Genomic DNA, 17,511 nt, shown 5'->3' with positions numbered 1-17,511 from the left:
CGACGACGGGAATCGCCGCCAGCCACCACACAGAACGTCGCCCTCTGCTCACACTCCGCCCTCCTGCCTTGGCTCTTCCCCCGGCTGCGGCCAGGGCTCCATTTCAATCCGCCGGACCGCACGCCCGGCGACTTCGATGATGCCACCGTGACGGCGGCTGCCATCTGCGGAAAACTCGAATCGGTACCAGTGCACCAGCCCCAACCGGCCGTTGCGTCCGCGCCCGAGGCGAGTACGCACCCGCACCAGACTCTCATCCAGGAACTGCAGCCCGAGATCACGGCAGCGACGGGAGGCACCACGCCGCGCCTGCTCCTGGGCAGCCATCAACGTGCTCCAGGCCAACGCCAGCGCGCCAAGAATCAGCACCGCCAGCAACAGCCCCTCGCCGGTCATGCATCGCCCTCATCACCGTTCTCAAGGCGCGTACCCTGGGCGGAGATCTGCCGAATATTGGCAGCCTGCAGACCACCCTCCTTCACCGTTGACGCCACCACATCGAACTCGAAGATCCGATTGTGGCTGGGCAGATCCCCCGGCCGCACGCCGCCCGGCAAGTCGCTGTCCCGGAAGAAGGCCGACGCATAGGGCGACTGCGGATCACGGGTATCGGTAATCCACAGCTGATCCGAGATGGTGGTGAGGAAGCGCATGAAACCGAAGCCATCGGGCTTGTAGTGATAGCAGATACCGCGGACCCGCGAACCCGACTGCCCCCAGGCCACACCCGCCTCGCCGCCGCGCGGCGGCAGCAGGTCCGGCACCGTATAGCCGGAGACGAACACGTCCGCCTCCCGCCGCAACGCCTGGGACACGTTGTCAAAGGCCAGCACCTCCACACGGCAGCCCTGGTTCTGAAGCGCCCGGACCACCTGAACAAAATCACCGTCGCCGGTGGCCAGCACCACTCGCCCCAGGTTCCTGGACTGCAGCAAGGCGTCCACCGCCATGTCCAGATCGGAGTTGGCCTTGGCGTAGGCATTCCCCTCGTCGTCGCGATACCAGCGGTAGTTCTTGACGTTGACCTTGAAGCCGTATTCCCGCACCGAGGCGAAGAAATTGCTGGTGCCGTTGGCGTACTGCCGGTCCCGGGCCGCGCGCTCGGCGTCATAGATCATGTAGGCGTTCAGCCGCACGGGCTCCGCATGCCCGCGGCAGGCGAAACGGCGCAGGACGTCGTACTGCATGCCGAAGCCGCCATTGATCTGGATGTTGGCAGCATCGACGTAGAGGCCGACCCCCAGAAGTGAAGCTGTCATCCCGCGTTCGCCTCCCGTGCATGCGGCGCAGGCGCCACACTCTACCCGATCAGGGCGCGTCGGGCATCGCCCGCGGCGCGTCGCCGCCGAATGCAGTCGCCATGCGCCCGGCGTCGGGGGAATGCACCACGCCCTGCTCAGTCACGAGGGCGTCCACAAGGGCCGCCGGAGTTACATCGAACACGGGATTCCAGGCACCGGCACCGGGTGCGGCCACCCGTTGCCCGCCAAGCGACAAAAGCTCGTCGGCATCGCGGGTCTCGATAGTAATGGCATCACCATCCGGGGTTGCCATGTCCACCGTGGAACGCGGCGCCACCACCATGAAGCCGACGTCATGGTGGCGCGCGGCAATGGCCAGCGCATAGGTGCCGATCTTGTTGGCCACGTCGCCATTGGCCGTCACCCGATCCGCGCCGACGATCACCCAGCTGACCGCCCCGGTACGCAGCAGCGCCGGCGCCGCGCCGTCGGCCAGCAGCTCCACCGGGATGCCGTCCTGCAACAGCTCCCAGGCCGTCAGGCGCGCCCCCTGCAGCCAGGGCCGCGTCTCATCCGCAAACACCCGCGTGATGCACCCCGCCGCCCAGCCACTGCGGATCACCCCTAGCGCCGTGCCATAGCCGGCCGTCGCCAGGGAGCCGGTATTGCAATGGGTAAGGACACCGCCGGGCTTGGTGATCAGCGCCGCCCCGAGTTCGCCCATGCGCCGGTTGGCCGCGAGATCCTCCGTGGCAATGGCCTCCGCCTCCGCCAGCAATACCGACGCAGGATCAGGCGGATCACCCTCAAGGCGCGCGCTCTGGCGCTGCAGCGCCCAGCGCAGATTCACCGCCGTAGGCCGCGCGCCCTCAAGACGCTCCAGCGCCACACGCAAATGCCCACGCCAGTCCGTCGGCGCCGCGGCCACCGCTTCCCGCGCCGCCAGCACCGCCCCGAAGGCTGCGGCAATGCCGATGGCCGGCGCACCACGCACCACCATGGCGCGGATGGCGTCCGCCACCGCGTCGGCGGAATCGCAGCGCAGCCAGCGCGTCTCCCCCGGTAGCAGCCGTTGATCCAGCAGCGCCAGGTGGTCGTCAGCCCAATGGACGGGGCGGATGGTGTCGAAGTCGGTCATGATTCGCGGTTCCGTTGGAGACAAGGGTGCTGGCACGCCCGGGCAGGGGGACAGTGATCCCGGACCGTCTCCAGCCATGGATGGCTGGAGCCGAGCGTACAGGGATGTATTCACAGCGTGTCCGGGATCACTGCCCCCCTGCCCGGGCCCCGGAAGAAGCCCCTGCCTTTAATCAGTCCGCCCCATTGTCGCACACGCCCCTTCGGGTGATGATGCATGGCCTTGAAGCACAGCACAGTCATGGCAGGGGAACACGCAATGGAACACATCGACACCCTCATCAATGCGCGCTGGGTCATCCCCGTGCAACCCGCGAATACCGTGCTCGACCATCACAGCGTGGCGGTGCGCGACGGGCGAATCCTGGACATTTTGCCCACCGCGGACGCCACGACGCGCTACCAGGCGGAGCATGTCCACGACCTCCCGGACCACGCCGTCATCCCCGGGCTGATCAACGCCCACACCCATGCCGCCATGAACCTCCTGCGCGGTATTGCCGACGACCTGCCGCTGATGACCTGGCTCAAGGAGCACATCTTCCCCGCCGAGGCCGCCCACGTCAGCCCCGAGTTCTGCCAGGACGGCGTCGAGGCCGCGGTCGCCGAAATGATGGCCGGCGGCGTGACCTGCTTCAACGACATGTACTTCTACCCTGAAGTCACCGCCCGCGTCTGCAGCCGCGCCGGGATGCGGGTCACGGCGGGGATGATCCTGTTCGACTTCCCCACCCAGTACGCCGACGGCCCCGACGACTACATCAACAAGGGCCTGGCCCTGCACGACGCCTGGCGCAACGATCCGCTGGTGAGCACGGCGTTCACGCCCCACGCCCCCTATACGGTCAGCGAAGAGAATCTCGGGCGTGTGAACACCCTGGCCAATGAGCTGGAAGTGCCCGTACACATCCACGTCCACGAGACCGCCGACGAAGTCCAGATGAGCGTCGACAGCACCGGCGAGCGCCCTCTGGCCCGGCTGGACGCCAACGACATGCTCAACCCCGGCTTCCTCGCCGTGCACATGACCCAGCTCACCGATGATGAAATCCGTCGCCTGGCAGAGACGGGCTCCCACGTCCTCCACTGCCCCGAGGCCAACCTCAAGCTGGCCAGCGGCTGCTGCCCCGTGCAGAAACTCGTGGATGCCGGTGTCAACGTCGCCCTGGGCACCGACGGCGTGGCCAGCAACAACGACCTGGACATGTTCGGCGAGATGCGCTCCGCTGCCCTGCTGGGCAAGGTCGTCGCCGGCGACGCCGCCGCCCTGCGCGCCGAGGACGTCCTTGCCATGGCCACCATCAACGCGGCCCGAGCACTGGGGCGCGACAGTGAAATCGGCTCGCTGGAGCCGGGCAAGGCGGCGGACATCACCGCCGTCGACCTGGGGGTACTGGAGTCACAACCCGTCTACCACCCACTGTCACAGCTGATCTACAGCACCGGCCGCCACCAGGTCACCAACGTCTGGGTGGCAGGCCGCCAGGTGGTCCACCATCGTGAACTCCTGACGCTGGATCGTGACCGCATTCTCACTCGGCTGCACGCCTGGCAGGATAAACTCAGGGCCAACGCATGATAGAATCATCGACAGTCTGTCGGGTCCGCTTCGCCTCTCCCGGCATCAGTCATAAGGGCAGCATGGAATATCGCACCAACGCCAACGCAGAGGAAATCCGCAAGTTCTCGGAGGCGGCAAGTCGTTGGTGGGATCCCGAAAGCGAATTCCAGCCCCTGCATGCCATCAATCCGCTACGCCTGGACTACATCCAGCGCCATACAGCGCTCGCCGGCCAGGCGGTTCTGGACGTGGGCTGCGGCGGCGGCATTCTCAGCGAGGCCATGGCACACCAGGGTGCCCGGGTCACCGGCATCGATCTGGGACGGGAATCCCTGGACGTCGCCTCCCTGCATGCACTGGAAACCGAAGCGGACGTCAGCTACCGGGAAATCACGGTGGAGGCGCTGGCCGACGAGATGCCGGGCGCTTTCGACGTGGTCACCTGCATGGAAATGCTGGAACACGTCCCCGACCCGGCCTCGGTGGTGGATGCCTGTATCCGCCTGACCCGCCCCGGTGGCCACCTGTTCTTCTCCACCCTGAATCGCAACGCGAAGTCGTGGTTGTACGCCATTGTCGGTGCCGAGTACGTGCTCGGCCTACTGCCGCGGGGAACCCACGACCATGGCGCCTTCATCCGGCCATCGGAACTGGCAGCCTGGTGTCGACGGAGCGGTGCATGCCTGGATGACCTCATCGGCCTCACTTACAACCCCGCGACCCGCGAATACCGGCTCACCGACAACACCGACGTCAACTACATGACCCACTGCACACGGACCGACGGAGGACAGTCGTGATGCTCTACACGCCCCCCTGTCCGACACAGACAATGGCCAGCGGCTCTGCCCCCACCGCTGACGACCCGGTCAGCACGCCGGGCAGCCGGCATTTGCAGCCCCCGGCCATGGACACCGTGCTGTTCGACCTGGATGGCACTCTGCTGGACACCGCCCCGGACCTCATCGGTGCGGCCAACGCGCTGCTGAGCGAACACGCGCGCCCGCAATTGCCCCCCGGCTATTACGCCTCGGTGGTGTCCCACGGCAGTGCGGCCATGATCGCCCGCAGTTTCGACCTTGCCCCGAATGACCCGCGCATGGAGCCGCTGCGTCAGCGCTTCCTGGCACTCTACCGCGACCGCGTCAGCGAGCTGACCCGCCCCTTCGACGGCATCCCGGCGCTGCTGGACAGCCTCGACGCCGCCGGCCTGCGCTGGGGAGTGGTCACCAACAAGCCCGGCTGGCTCACGGAACCGCTGCTGCGGGACCTGGATCTGGCGCGGCGGGCAGCCTGTATCGTCAGTGGCGATTCGGTCCAGCACCGCAAGCCCGACCCACGGCCCGTCACCCACGCCTGCGAACTCCTGGATATCGCTCCCGAACAGGCAGTGGTGGTGGGCGATGCCCGGCGGGACGTCAGCGCCGGTCGGCTTGCCGGCACGGCGACGGTGGTCGCCCTGTTCGGATACATTACCGGCGAGGACAGGCCGACCTACTGGGGCGCCGATGGCCTCATCGGCCACCCGGGCGAGCTGACTCGCTGGCTGACCCTTCCCTCCCCCCGCTGAGTGCGCCCTGCCCTCGGGCAACGGCTCCGCTTTTTCCTGAAGTCCACCCCCGCAAAGGCTGCGTCGAGACGTTACAATCGGCGCCATTTTGAGTGCAGCGCATTCACCGTCGTCGGAGACGCATCATGGACCCACTGGAATACTGCCGCCAGAAAGTGGCCAGCCCCGGCTCGGCGGTCTATTACGCCCTGCGCTTCGCCCCCGAGACACAGCATCACGCCCTGCTCGCCGTGCACGCCTTTCACGCCGAGATTACGGAGATTCCCGACGAGGTCTCCGATGCGGCGGTGGGCGAGGTCAAGCTGAACTGGTGGCGCGAGGAACTGCAACGCCTGTTCGACGGCCAGCCCCGCCACCCGGTCAGCCAGGCCCTGACGCCGGCCATCGACACCCATGCCCTGCCCGCGGAGACGTTCCGGGAAATCATCCAGGGCGCCGCCATGGATCTGAGCTACAACGTCTATCCGAGCTTCCGGGAACTGGCGGTCTACTGCCACCGTACCGGCGGCGGCCTGGCGTCACTGCTCACCGGTGTTGCCGGCACTGATAGTGCGCAGAGCGCGCGTTTCGCCCACGACCTGGGCATGGCCCTGACCCTGCGCCGGCGACTGCTCAGCGTGCGCCGGGATGCCCGCGCCGGCCGAGTCTACATCCCCGAGGACGAACTCGAGAGCGCCGGGCTTCAGCGCGAAGCCCTGCTCCAGCAGCAGACCTCTCCGGCGCTGCGGACCGTGTTCCGGGAACAGGCGGACCGCATCCTGACCTTTCTGGACCAGGCCGACGGCCACCTGGCCGACGTCGAGCGGGAACGACTCCGCAGTGGTATCATCCTCGCCGCGCTGGACCGGGCGCTGCTCCGGGAGATGGCGCAGGACAATTTCCCGCTGCTGGAACGGGGGTTCGAACTCACGCCCCTGCGGCGACTGTGGATCGCCTGGCGCACGGCACGTCGCCAGCAACGGCTCAGCAGAAAGGCAGGAGCATGACTCAGGAACAGACACGGCGCGAAGTCGCCATCCCGCGGGACTACAAGCCCGCCGACGACCTCCTGGCCCACCGGGTGGTGCTGATCACCGGCGCCGCCGCTGGCCTCGGGCGCGGCCTGGCGCTCGCCTGCGCCGCCCGGGGGGCCACCGTGGTCCTGCTGGACAAGGACCTGAAGAAACTGGAAGCGGTCTACGACGAAATCGAACAGGCAGGCTATCCCCAGGCTGCCCTGTACCCGCTGAATCTGGAAGGCGTGGGTCCGGCCGAATACCTGGAGCTTGCCTCGAGCCTGGACCGGGAGTTCGGTCGCCTGGACGTCCTGATCCACAACGCGGCCATGCTGGGCGAGCTCTCGCCCATGTACCAGTATGACCCGGAGCTCTGGGCGCGCACGCTGCACGTCAATATCAACGCGCCGTTCCTGCTCAACCATGCGCTGCTCGGCCTGCTTCAGCGCTCGCAACAGGGGCGAATCCTGTTCGTCAGCGACCGCGCCGGCCGGCGGGGCCGGGCCTTCTGGGGCGCCTACGGGGTGTCCAAGTTCGGCCAGGAAGGCATCATGGAAACGCTGGCCGACGAGCTGGGCAAGCGCAGCCCGGTGCGGGTCATGAGCGTGGATCCCGGCGTGGTCAACACGGCCCTGCGGCGACAGTGCTACCCGGGTGAAGACGCCGCGGCGCTGCCGCAACCGGAACGAGTGGCGCCTCTACTGCTCTACCCGCTTGGCCCCGAGGGGGACGGGCTGCAAGGCGCTCGGTTGACAGTGTCAGAGAACGACGGAATGGACGGGACGACATCATGAGCAGCAACGAGAGCACCGAAAAGCGCTTCGGCATCCGCATGACGCTACCGGAAGGGGATCCGCGGCGCGGCGAGCACCTGCTGGGGCCCGACTGGGAGGCCTATCGCTGGTTCGCCACCGAGGAGGAGCGCGATCGACGGCTCACGGACATGAAGCGCCAGCATCCTTACTACCAGCGGGGCGAACGCCCCTCGGTGCGTTGCGAGGCCGTGGATCGCTGAGAAACGCCGCATTTTCAGCTGCTGCCCGTGGTGCCCTGGCGCGCGGTGTTGTGGCGAATACGTGCCAGCTGCCCGCGCAGCGCCTCGGGAATGGCGACGTCGGACCCCAGCATCAGCACCAGGCGCCGGACATCGTCATCCTTGGCGAGAATCCGCTGGAAGGCCCGCTGGACGCTGGGCTTCTCCAGGGCATTGTGGAAGTCCCGAACCAGGTAGATGCCGTAGTGGCGGCTGGCGGCCACATAGCCTAACGCATCGGTAAGACTGCGGGTGTGGGGAATGAAAATCCGCTCTGTGCCCAGGCGGTACAGCCCGTCGTTGGGGGACCAGCCATAGACGGCACGTCCGGTGGTGAGGGTCAGACGCTTGAAGGCCTCGACCACGCGATCCGGCTCGGTGGTCTCGAGCACCGCCAGGCGAAACTCCGAATCAACGACTTTGTGCAGACTCTCGATCATGGGGAATCCCTTGGTTCTTCACGGCGTTCCGTGCGCCGGCATAGCGTAGCATGGAGACTGAAAACGAAACTATCCGTGACGGGCGTCACTGTTTCGCAAGGTCACCCGCGGCGGACGCGCGGCCCACAGGGCAATCATTACGCAACGGGCACTCCCCGCACCGCGGACGAGGCCGGCAGATCCGGTTGCCCAACCGGACGATCAGAGCATGGTACTCGTTGAACAGGCCACTGTCCCCGGGCAGACCGGCGTGGAAACGCTCGGCAATCGTGCCATAGGCCTCGTCACCGACCAGCAAATCCAGCCGGGTGAATATACGCCGGGTATAGGCGTCCACCACGAACACCGGACGCCGGAAAACATACAACAGGATACTGTCCGCCGTCTCCTCGCCCACGCCATTGACCTGCAGCAGCCGACGCCGCAGGGCGTCGGTTTCCCAGTGCCACCAGGCGTCCACGCCGCCATCGTCCAGAAGCACCGCCGTGAGATTCCGCAGACGCCGGGCCTTGATGTTGAAGTAACCGGCCGGACGGATCTGCTCGGCCAGTTGCTCCTCGGGCAGCGCCATGACCGCTGCGGGCTCCAGCAGATCCTCGCGGCGCAGATTGGCGATGGCTCTCTCCACGTTGCGCCAGGCCGTGTTCTGGGTGAGTACGGCGCCGACCATCACCTCATAGTCGGAGTCGGCCGGCCACCAGTGCTGATCGCCGAACGCGGCGTGCAAGGTATCGAAGATCCGCCGAAGCATTGCCCCGCTTACCGCCGTCGCGTCTGCTTCTTGCGCGATCGCTGCGGTGCCTTGCGGCGGCCGGGTTCACCGGCGGGGCTGATGAGCGCATCCGGGTCCAGATCCACCGCCTTGCACAGACGCGTCAGCATCTCCCCCTCCAGGAAACGGACCTTGCCCCGGGGCAGGTCCTGCGGCAGCCGTACCGGCCCGTAACGCACGCGGATCAGCCGGCTCACCGTGACGCCCTGGGACTCCCACAGCCGCCGCACCTCCCGTTGCCGTCCCTCGCGGACCACGACGTGGTACCAGACGTTCTCGCCGCCACCGCCCACCGCCTCGACGGAGTCGAATCGGGCGTCGCCGTCCTCCAGGGTCACGCCGGCCAGGAGCCGGTCGATCACCGCCTGGTCCACGGCACCGTAAAGCCGGCAGGCGTATTCCCGCTCCAGCTCCCATTTCGGGTGCATGAGCCGGTTGGCCAGTTCACCGTCATTGGTGAACAGCAGCAGCCCCAGGGTGTTGAGATCCAGCCGGCCGATGTTGATCCAGCGCCCCTGGCCCAGCCGCGGCAGATTCCCGAACACCGTGGGCCGGCCTTCGGGATCATTGCGGCTGGTCACCTCGCCCACGGGCTTGTGGTACATGATCACCTTCCGCCGCAGCCCCGTGAGGCGCTCGCGGGGGACGCGCTGCCCGTCGACGGCGATATGCTCCGCGCCGGTGACACGATCGCCGAGGCCGGCAACATTGCCATCCACACGGACACGACCGTCGCCGATCCAGCCCTCGATCTCCCGCCGCGACCCCAGGCCCGCCCGCGCGAGCACTTTCTGCAATTTCTCGTCCTGCGTGTCGTCATTCATCGCGTCGCTCCGCGTCCGGTGTTGCGGCGGACGCGTCCGCCTCTTCCGGGAACTTGAGATCCAGTTCCGGGTGGATGTCGTCCAGGTCGCGCAGCTCCAGCAACGACGGCAGTTCGTCCAGGCTGGCCAGGTTGAAGTAGTCCAGAAACTGTCGGGTGGTGCCGTACATGGCCGGCCGCCCGGGCACGTCCCGCTGCCCCACGCTGCGCACCCAGCCACGCTCCTGCAGGGTGCGCATGATGTTGGTGTTCACCGAGACACCGCGGATTTCCTCGATCTCGCCCCGGGTCACGGGCTGGCGGTAGGCAATGATGGCCAGGGTCTCCAGCAGGGCGCGGGAATAGCGCTGGGGCTTTTCCTCCCACAGCCGCGACACCCAGGGGGCAAGCTCGGCGCACACCTGGATCTGGTAGCCGCTGGCCAGGGCCCTGAGTTCGATGCCGCGGCCTTCGTACTCCTGCCCCAGTTCGGCCAGCGCCGCCCGCAGACTGGTCTTGTCCGGCACATCGTGCTGATCGAACAGGGTCTGCAGATGATCCAGCGACAGCGGTCCGCCCGCGGCGAGCAGCGCCGCTTCGATAATGTGTTTAAGAGGTGGCGTTGCCATCCCCATCACCCCCGGACACGCACATAAATCGGCGCCAGTGGCTCGGACTGCACGACTTCCACCATGGCCGCCTTGATCAGCTCCAGCAGCGCCAGGAAACTCACCACGACGCCGGCTCGCCCCTCCTCGGGATTGAGCAGATCGGCGAAACCAGTGAAATGTTCGCCATCCAGCCGCGCCAGTGTCTCGGTCATGCGCTCGCGCACCGACAATGCCTCTTTCTGCACGTGGTGGTGAGTGAACATCTCGGCCCTGGTCATGACATCCGCCAGCGCCGCCAGAAGCTCGCGCATGTCCACTTCCGGCTCACGCCGCTGCGGCTCGGCGCCCGGTGCTTCGGCGGCGGCGGGGAAAAAATCCCGCCCCTGGCGCGGCAGGGCGTCCAGCTCCTCGCCGGCGACCTTGTAACGCTCGTATTCCTGCAGCCGACGCACCAGCTCGGCCCGCGGATCCTCGTCCTCGTCGTCCTGCGCCGGCGGGCGGGGCAGCAGCGTGCGCGACTTGATCTCCGCCAGCACGGCGGCCATGACCAGATACTCGGCGGCCAGTTCCAGGCGCAGTTCCTTCATCAGGTCGACGTACTCCATGTATTGCCGGGTGATGGCGGCAATGGGAACATCGAGGATATTCAGATTCTGCTTGCGGATCAGGTAGAGCAGGAGGTCCAGGGGGCCCTCGAAGGCTTCCAGGAAGACTTCCAGGGCGTCCGGCGGGATGTAGAGATCCCGCGGCAGCTCCTGCACGGGTTCGCCGCGCACCCGGGCACTGGGCACCGCACCCGGCTGTTCCTCCAGCAACCCGTCACTGTCCGCCGTATCCGTCAACGTCGCCTCGCTCCTTTAGGCTCTACCAGTACCGCAGGCCCATGAACCGGCGCACGTCATCCAGGGTATCCCGGGCCGAGTCCCGCGCCTCTTCGACACCGGAGGCGATGATGCTGCGCACCGTGTCCGGGTCCTCTTCGTATTCCCTGCCGCGCTCGCGGATGGGCCGCAATTCCGCCTGCACCGCCTCGATCACCGGCTTCTTGCAGTCCAGGCAGCCGATGCCCGCACTGCGACAACCGGTCTGCACCCATTCCCTGGTGTCGTCGTCGGAGTAGATCTTGTGGAAGTCCCACACCGGGCATTTCTCCGGCTCGCCGGGATCGGAGCGGCGCACCCGGGCGGGATCCGTGGGCATGGTGCGAATCTTCTGCTCCACTTCCCCGGGCTCGTCGCGCAGGGAGATGGTGTTGTGGTAGGACTTGGACATCTTGCGCCCGTCCAGCCCCGGCATGCGCGGCGACGGTGTGAGCATGGCCCGGGGCTCCGGCAGGATGACCACGCCGCTGCCATCCAGGTAGCCGTAGAGGCGCTCACGGTCGGCCAGGGTGATGTTCTGCTGGTTGTCCAGCAGCGCCCGGGCCACCTCCAGGGATTCCGTGTCGCCGCCTTCCTGATACTTGCGCCGCAGGTCCAGGTAGAGCTTGTTGTTCTTCTTGCCCATTTTCCTGGCCGCCGCCAGCGCCTTGTCCTCGAACCCGGGTTCGCGACCGAACTGGTGGTTGAAGCGGCGGGCGATCTCGCGGGTCAGCTCCACATGCGCCACCTGGTCTTCACCCACGGGCACGCCGGTCGCCCGGTAGATGAGGATGTCGGCGGACTGCAGCAGCGGGTAACCGAGGAAGCCGTAGGTGGCCAGATCGCGGTCGCGGAGTTGTTCCTGCTGGTCCTTGTACGTGGGCACGCGTTCCAGCCAACCCAGGGGCGTAATCATGGACAGCAACAGATGCAACTCAGCGTGCTCCGGCACCCGGGACTGGATGAATATCCGCGCCAGGCTCGGGTTGACGCCGCAGGCAAGCCAGTCGATGAGCATCTCCCAGACGTTGTCGGAGAGGATTTCGCGCTCTTCGTAATGGGTGGTCAGGGCGTGCCAGTCGGCGACGAAGAAGAAGCACTCGTGCTCCTGCTGCAGTTGCAGCCAGTTCTTCAGTACGCCGTGGTAGTGCCCGAGGTGCAGACGGCCGGTGGGCCGCATGCCGGAGAGGACGCGACTCTGCCGTGTGGGAAGCGAACTCAACGCTGACTCCTTTCCTACGCCACAATGGCCGGCCATGATACCCGGTCGGCTGGCGGGGGCACAGGGTACACTTTCGGGGCTGGCGGGAGCGGGGCTGGCCGAGGGATTCCCGGGACTCCGGAGCTCCGCCTAACTTTTCTTCTGGCGAAGAAAAGTTCCCTCCATTCCGGCCTGGCCGGCTTACAGCGCATCCCTGCGCTGGGCGCCGGTGGCCGCATCCTGCGGCCACCCCTTCGGGGCCGGACGGCCTCCACTCCGGGGCTTCGCTAGTCGTCCCGGGAATCCCTCGGCCAGCCCCGCTCCCGCCAGCGTGCCATCATCCCAGCGAGAGAAACCCTCGACCATCCGCACGAGTCTCCGACCGAATCGACCAGAACTACCCCTCCTCGAAAACGCTGGCATCACCGACACCGCGCCGCAGGACCTTCGGTACGCCGTCGTAGAGGTCCACCACCGTGGAGGGCTCCAGCTCGCAGGGCCCGCCGTCGATGATCAGATCCACCTGCTTGCCGATGGCATCGGCGATTTCCGGGGCTTCGGGGAACGGATCGCTCTGGCCGGGCAGCAGCAGGCTGGTGGTCATGATGGGCTCGCCCACGTGCTCCGCCAACGCCCTGGCAATGGCGTGGTCCGGCACGCGGATGCCGATGGTCTTGCGCCTGGGGTGCTGCAGACGCCGGGGAACCTCACTGGTTGCCCGGAGCACGAAGGTATACGGGCCCGGCGTGAACGCCTTGAGCAGCCGGTAGGCGCTGTTCTCGACCTTTGCATAGGTGCCGATGTCCGACAGATCCCTGCACATCAGCGTGAAATTGTGATCATCGGCAAGCTGGCGAATCTGACGGATACGGTCGATGGCCGCCTTTTCCCCCATGGCGCATCCCAGCGCATAGGTGGAGTCCGTGGGATAGACCACCACGCCGCCCTTGCGGATGATCTCCGCCGCCTGTTTCATCAGGCGGGGCTGCGGCGTCTGCGGGTGAACTTCGAAATACTGGCTCATGGGGCGATCGCTTATGGTTGTGTCGAACGGATGGCGCGCGGCAGTGTCAATTGTAACGGGACAGGCAAGCTGCGCCACCGAGTGCCAAGCCGCCGGAAGGCTATGCTAACCTCGCGCCTTGTTGCCGGTTACCGACACAGGCGGAGAGAAAAGAATGTATTACGCGATCATCAGCGAAGACGTGGAAGAGAGCCTGGAGTTGCGCAAGGGCGCCCGTGCGGCCCACCTTGAGCGACTGGAGACTCTCAAGGCCGAAGGCCGTGTCCTGGTGGCCGGACCCCATCCGGCCATCGACAGCGACGACCCGGGCCCCGCCGGTTTCACCGGCAGCCTTATCATTGCCGAATTTCCGAGCCTGGAAGATGCCCGTGCCTGGGCCGAGGCGGATCCCTACGTAACCGCGGGCGTTTATCGCTCCGTGACCGTCAAGCCGTTCAAGAAGGTACTGCCATGACGCAGGAACGTGTCGCCATGATCCGGGAACGACTGCAGCAGGCGCTCCCGGTTCAGCATCTGGACGTCGAGGATGAAAGCCATCTGCATGTCGGTCACGCCGGCGCAAAAGACGGTGGCGGCCATTTCCGGGTACTGGTGGTCAGCGACGCGTTCGACGGGCTGGCGCCCCTGAAACGCCATCGCCTGGTCTACGACGCCATGGGCGACGCCATGCGCCGGGACACCATTCACGCGTTGAGTATCCGCGCACTGACGCCCGCAGAGTACGAGAGAGAGACCGCATGAGGGCGCCGGCGCGAATCACTCTTGGCGCATTGCTGCTTGCCCCCGCACTCCTGCTGCTGACCGCCTGCGGCAGCGACGACGTCACCACGGAAGAGAATGACGGGGATATCCGCATCGTCGCCAAGGTCAATGGCGAGCCCATTAGCGAGACCATGCTGGACCTGCACGTGATGCGTCGCACGGGCCAGAACCCCGGCAGCATCGACCCTGACGAGCGGGAAACTTTGCTGCTGGAACTCGTGGAAATGGCGTTGATCGCCCAGGATGCACGCGACCACGGCCTGCACAATGATCCCATGGTCAACGCCCGGATGCGGAACATGCATCATGCGGTGCTTGCCCAGGCCATGCTGGAGAACCTCAAGAGCGAGCCCATCCCCGAGGACGAGATGCTGGCGCGCTTTGACGACGTGATGCACAGCGAGGAACACACCCGGGAGTATCATGCCCGGCACATCCTGCTGGAAAGCGCGGATGATGCCGAAGAAGTGATCCGGCACCTGGAGGAAGGCGCCGACTTTGCCGAACTTGCACAAGAGTATTCACGCGGCCCGACCGCCTCGCTGGGCGGCGACCTGGGCTGGTTTGTCCCGGGGGAGATGGTGGAGCCCTTCGGCCGTGCCACCATGGAGCTGGACATCGGCGAACACACCCGTGAGCCGGTACGCACCCGCTATGGCTACCATGTGATCCGTCTGGAAGAGCGGCGCGACCGGGAACCCCCGCGGTTCGAGGACGTTGCCGGCCACCTGGAGCGCAAACTGACCCAGGAGCGTATCGAGGGTTACGTCAAGGACCTGCGCCGGGAGGGAGACGTGGAACTCTATCGCCCCGACAGCGACGACTGACCATCCCTGACCACAGCCACCGGGACCATTACCCGGCGGCCTCACGCAGCAGGTCCAGCAGGGCCGCCTCGTCCAGAATGGCCACCCCCAGTTCCTCGGCCCGACGCCGTTTGGAACCCGCCGCCTCGCCGGCGACCACGTAGTCCGTCTTGCCGGACACGCTGCCCGTGACTTTCCCCCCTGCCGCTTCGATGCGCGCCTTGGCCTCGTCCCGGGTCATGCTTTCAAGGGTGCCGGTAAGAACGAAGCTCCTGCCAGCGAGCGTACTGGAGCTACCGCCACCGCCGCGAATCTGCGCCCCGCCTCGGTCAGTCGCCCAGTGCAGGCACTTTTCGATCAACAGCGCATCCACTTCCTCGAACAACGGCGCACGTTCCTCAAGTTGCTGACGCAACCCCTGCACGTCCACGCCGCCCGCCTGAAGCCGCTGACTCGCCAGACCCATCAGGTCTGTCAGATAAGTGACCTTGCTGCCCAACTCTCGAGCACGCTTGGGACCAAGGCCGACGCCACTTATGCCGAGCGCCGCAACAATCTCTCCAGCTGTCAGACTGGCCACATAATCAGGCGAAAACCCGTTCTCGCTGACCAGTTCGATTTCTCTGAGCAAACGATCCACGCCCCGGGCATTTGCCTCGTCGGTGAAGAAGGTATGGATCTCCTCACCCATCGATCTACCAACACCGGGAATCAGTGAGAAAAGAACGGCGGGCGCCCTGCGGATATAATCCATATCCCCGACCTGATCCGCGAGAAGGCGCGCTGTATCCGCCCCGACACCAGGGATGCCGATACCGTAGAGCAACCGCTCCAGCGGCACCTGCCGACGCGCCTCAATGGCGGCCACCAGATTGCCGGCGGAGACCTCGGCGAATCCCTCCAGACCGAGCAACCGCTGCCTGTCCAGCCGGAACACGTCAGCCAGCTCCTGCACCAGCCCCGTGTCCACCAGCTGCTCCGCCACCTTGTCGCCCAGCCCTTCGATGTCCAGGGCGCGACGGGAAGCGAAATGGCGGATGGACTCCTTGAGCTGTGCCGGGCACTGCAGGCTGCCGATGCAGCGGTAGTCCACCTCGCCCTCGGGGCGGATCACCTCGGAGTCGCACACCGGGCAGCGTTCGGGCATCTGCCAGGATTCGACACCAACAGGTCGGAACTCCGTGTTGACGCTGACAATCTCGGGAATGACGTCGCCCGCCCGGCGCACCATGACGGTGTCACCCTCGCGGACGTCCTTGCGGCGCAGCTCGTCCAGGTTGTGCAGCGTTGCCCGGGAGACGGTGACACCGCCGACCTCCACGGGCTCCAGCTCCGCCACCGGCGTTATGGCACCGGTGCGGCCCACCGAGGGTAGAATCCGGCGCACGCGGGTGGTCGCCTCGCGGGCGGGCAGCTTGGAGGCAATCGCCCACCGCGGGGCCCGGGCGGTGAAGCCCAGGGTCTGCCGCTGGGCGAGATCGTCCACCTTGAAGACCACGCCGTCGATCTCGTAATCCAGCGAGTCCCGCCGCCCCAGCAGGTCGTTGTAGTACGCCAGACAGGCATCCAGGCCATCCAGGCGGCGGATTTCCCGGTTCACCCGAAACCCCCAGGCGCCCAGTTGTTCCAGCACCTGCCAGTGCATTTCCCCCAGGGGCTCACTGCACTCGCCAACGCCGAAGGCGAACAGCGTCAGCGGACGCCGGGCGGCGATCTGCGGGTCCAGCTGGCGCAGGCTGCCGGCGGCGGCATTACGGGGATTGGCGAAGGGGCGTTCGCCCTGCTCCAGGCGACCGGCGTTGAGCTGCTCGAAGTCCTGCCGCCGGATGACCACTTCACCACGCACTTCCAGCCGCGCCGGAATACGCTCACCGCGCAGGCGCAACGGTACGCTGCGCACGGTGCGGACATTGCCGGTGATGTCCTCGCCCACGCGACCGTCACCACGGGTACCGGCCTGCACCAGCAGGCCGTCTTCGTAGCGCAGACTCAGGGACAGCCCGTCCAGCTTCGGTTCCCCCACATAGGCGACGGAGGCAACCCCCAGGCGCTCACGCACTCGCCGATCGAACTCCCGCAGCTCGTCGGCGTCGAAAGCGTTGTCCAGGGACAGCATGGGCTGACCGTGGGTCACTTCGCCGAACCCGTCAGCCGGTGCCGCCCCCACCCGCTGGGTGGGCGAATCCGGCCTCACCAGCTCGGGGTGCTCCCGCTCCAGGCCCTGCAACTCCCGCAGCATGGCGTCGTACTCGGCGTCCGAGAGCACGGGCTCGTCCAGCACGTAGTAGCGGTGGTTGTGCTCCTCGATCTCTTCGCGGAGCCGCGCGATGCGGCCCGCCGCGTCCTCCGCCGACGGCGATGTGGTCATGGTGGCTCCAGTATGACACGTCGGTCGGTTTGGTGGTGTAGCAGGCCGAGCTTGAATGGGCGACTCGTGTAGCTCCGGTCCGCAGGCCGTCCGGCCCCGAAGGGGTGGCCGCAGGGACGCGGCCACCGGCGCCCAGCACAGGGATGTGCTGTAAGCCGGCCAGGCCGGAGGAAAGGAAACTTTCCTTCGCGAGAAGGAAAGTTGGGCGGAACGCCGGAGCCCATTCAAGCCCGGCCTGCTGCACCACCAAACCGACCACCGACTTCAGAAAGTGAGGGTAGTGTACCTATCCGGCGCCACGCCGTGCACGTCATGAAAAATCTGCAAA

The 17,511-nt window shown here is 66.5% G+C and carries 20 protein-coding genes; 9 read left to right on the top strand and 11 right to left on the bottom strand.

Going from position 1 to position 17,511, the window contains the following annotated elements; translation table 11 throughout:
- Positions 1-48 precede the first annotated feature (48 nt).
- From KU884_RS04980 to mtnA, 3 genes are read right to left on the bottom strand one after another with little or no spacing between them, the layout of a single operon-like run.
- Complete coding sequence (locus KU884_RS04980) at positions 49-396, bottom strand: DUF3301 domain-containing protein (RefSeq protein WP_167781581.1); 348 nt, start codon at positions 394-396, stop codon at positions 49-51.
- Positions 393-1,259, bottom strand: a complete 867-nt coding sequence (locus tag KU884_RS04975) for an NYN domain-containing protein (RefSeq protein WP_167781580.1) — start codon at positions 1,257-1,259, stop codon at positions 393-395. The genes KU884_RS04980 and KU884_RS04975 overlap by 4 nt, the downstream gene beginning before the upstream one ends.
- A gap of 49 nt (positions 1,260-1,308) precedes the next feature.
- Positions 1,309-2,379: an S-methyl-5-thioribose-1-phosphate isomerase gene (gene mtnA, locus KU884_RS04970; RefSeq protein ID WP_167781579.1), complete on the bottom strand. Its 1,071-nt coding sequence runs from the start codon at positions 2,377-2,379 to the stop codon at positions 1,309-1,311.
- 258 nt (positions 2,380-2,637) lie between these two features.
- Here mtnA and KU884_RS04965 point away from each other — a divergent pair, with 258 nt between their 5' ends.
- The 6 genes from KU884_RS04965 to KU884_RS04940 all read left to right on the top strand — a co-directional run bounded on the left by KU884_RS04965 (position 2,638) and on the right by KU884_RS04940 (position 7,519).
- Positions 2,638-3,957 (top strand): TRZ/ATZ family hydrolase, encoded by a 1,320-nt coding sequence (locus KU884_RS04965; RefSeq protein WP_167781578.1) that lies wholly within the window; start codon positions 2,638-2,640, stop codon positions 3,955-3,957.
- A gap of 62 nt (positions 3,958-4,019) precedes the next feature.
- Positions 4,020-4,739, top strand: a complete 720-nt coding sequence (ubiG, locus tag KU884_RS04960) for a bifunctional 2-polyprenyl-6-hydroxyphenol methylase/3-demethylubiquinol 3-O-methyltransferase UbiG (RefSeq protein ID WP_217351418.1) — start codon at positions 4,020-4,022, stop codon at positions 4,737-4,739.
- Entirely contained in the window at positions 4,739-5,509 is a 771-nt protein-coding gene (gph, locus tag KU884_RS04955; RefSeq protein WP_254432177.1) for a phosphoglycolate phosphatase, read from the top strand. Before ubiG ends, gph begins: the two co-directional genes overlap by 1 nt.
- A gap of 125 nt (positions 5,510-5,634) precedes the next feature.
- Positions 5,635-6,495 carry a squalene/phytoene synthase family protein gene (locus tag KU884_RS04950; protein ID WP_167781576.1) on the top strand — a complete coding sequence of 287 codons (861 nt, stop codon included), beginning with the start codon at positions 5,635-5,637 and terminating at the stop codon, positions 6,493-6,495.
- A complete protein-coding gene (locus KU884_RS04945; RefSeq protein WP_167781575.1) occupies positions 6,492-7,298 on the top strand; it encodes an SDR family NAD(P)-dependent oxidoreductase in 807 nt (268 codons plus the stop codon). Before KU884_RS04950 ends, KU884_RS04945 begins: the two co-directional genes overlap by 4 nt.
- A complete protein-coding gene (locus tag KU884_RS04940; RefSeq protein WP_167781574.1) occupies positions 7,295-7,519 on the top strand; it encodes a hypothetical protein in 225 nt (74 codons plus the stop codon). The genes KU884_RS04945 and KU884_RS04940 overlap by 4 nt, the downstream gene beginning before the upstream one ends.
- A 14-nt stretch (positions 7,520-7,533) precedes the next feature.
- On the opposite strand, the gene KU884_RS04935 is transcribed toward KU884_RS04940, so the two are convergent.
- From KU884_RS04935 to KU884_RS04905, 7 genes are all read right to left on the bottom strand, one after another.
- The gene (locus KU884_RS04935) at positions 7,534-7,977 is read right to left on the bottom strand and encodes a hypothetical protein (protein ID WP_167781573.1); all 444 of its coding nucleotides are present in this window, start codon (positions 7,975-7,977) and stop codon (positions 7,534-7,536) included.
- An 85-nt stretch (positions 7,978-8,062) separates the two neighbouring features.
- Positions 8,063-8,728, bottom strand: a complete 666-nt coding sequence (locus KU884_RS04930) for an endonuclease III domain-containing protein (RefSeq protein ID WP_167781572.1) — start codon at positions 8,726-8,728, stop codon at positions 8,063-8,065.
- Between the two features lie 8 nt (positions 8,729-8,736).
- Positions 8,737-9,573: a 23S rRNA pseudouridine(2605) synthase RluB gene (gene rluB, locus KU884_RS04925; protein ID WP_167781571.1), complete on the bottom strand. Its 837-nt coding sequence runs from the start codon at positions 9,571-9,573 to the stop codon at positions 8,737-8,739.
- On the bottom strand, positions 9,566-10,180 hold the full coding sequence (scpB, locus tag KU884_RS04920) for an SMC-Scp complex subunit ScpB (RefSeq protein ID WP_167781570.1): 615 nt from the start codon (positions 10,178-10,180) through the stop codon (positions 9,566-9,568). Before scpB ends, rluB begins: the two co-directional genes overlap by 8 nt.
- 5 nt (positions 10,181-10,185) lie before the next feature.
- A complete protein-coding gene (locus KU884_RS04915) occupies positions 10,186-11,004 on the bottom strand; it encodes a ScpA family protein (RefSeq protein ID WP_167781569.1) in 819 nt (272 codons plus the stop codon).
- A gap of 22 nt (positions 11,005-11,026) precedes the next feature.
- Positions 11,027-12,202, bottom strand: coding sequence for a tryptophan--tRNA ligase (locus KU884_RS04910; protein WP_371807955.1), 1,176 nt, complete (start codon positions 12,200-12,202; stop codon positions 11,027-11,029).
- Positions 12,203-12,620: 418 nt separating this feature from the next.
- The gene (locus tag KU884_RS04905; protein ID WP_167781567.1) at positions 12,621-13,247 is read right to left on the bottom strand and encodes an L-threonylcarbamoyladenylate synthase; all 627 of its coding nucleotides are present in this window, start codon (positions 13,245-13,247) and stop codon (positions 12,621-12,623) included.
- Between the two features lie 154 nt (positions 13,248-13,401).
- Between KU884_RS04905 and KU884_RS04900 the strand changes: the two genes are divergently transcribed.
- Genes KU884_RS04900 through KU884_RS04890 form a run of 3 tightly spaced genes read left to right on the top strand, consistent with a single transcriptional unit; the run spans position 13,402 to position 14,836 of the window.
- On the top strand, positions 13,402-13,701 hold the full coding sequence (locus KU884_RS04900; RefSeq protein ID WP_167781566.1) for a YciI family protein: 300 nt from the start codon (positions 13,402-13,404) through the stop codon (positions 13,699-13,701).
- Complete coding sequence (locus tag KU884_RS04895) at positions 13,698-13,988, top strand: BolA family transcriptional regulator (protein WP_167781565.1); 291 nt, start codon at positions 13,698-13,700, stop codon at positions 13,986-13,988. The genes KU884_RS04900 and KU884_RS04895 overlap by 4 nt, the downstream gene beginning before the upstream one ends.
- Entirely contained in the window at positions 13,985-14,836 is an 852-nt protein-coding gene (locus KU884_RS04890; RefSeq protein WP_167781564.1) for a peptidylprolyl isomerase, read from the top strand. Before KU884_RS04895 ends, KU884_RS04890 begins: the two co-directional genes overlap by 4 nt.
- A gap of 28 nt (positions 14,837-14,864) precedes the next feature.
- Here KU884_RS04890 and ligA read toward each other — a convergent pair whose 3' ends face one another.
- On the bottom strand, positions 14,865-17,183 hold the full coding sequence (gene ligA / locus KU884_RS04885; RefSeq protein ID WP_167781563.1) for an NAD-dependent DNA ligase LigA: 2,319 nt from the start codon (positions 17,181-17,183) through the stop codon (positions 14,865-14,867).
- Positions 17,184-17,511 lie beyond the last annotated feature (328 nt).

The sequence above is a fragment of the Aquisalimonas sp. 2447 genome, assembly GCF_012044895.1.
Taxonomy (GTDB): domain Bacteria; phylum Pseudomonadota; class Gammaproteobacteria; order Nitrococcales; family Aquisalimonadaceae; genus Aquisalimonas.
Note: the sequence above shows the minus strand (reverse complement) of the source record. Positions and strands in the feature narration are given on the sequence as shown.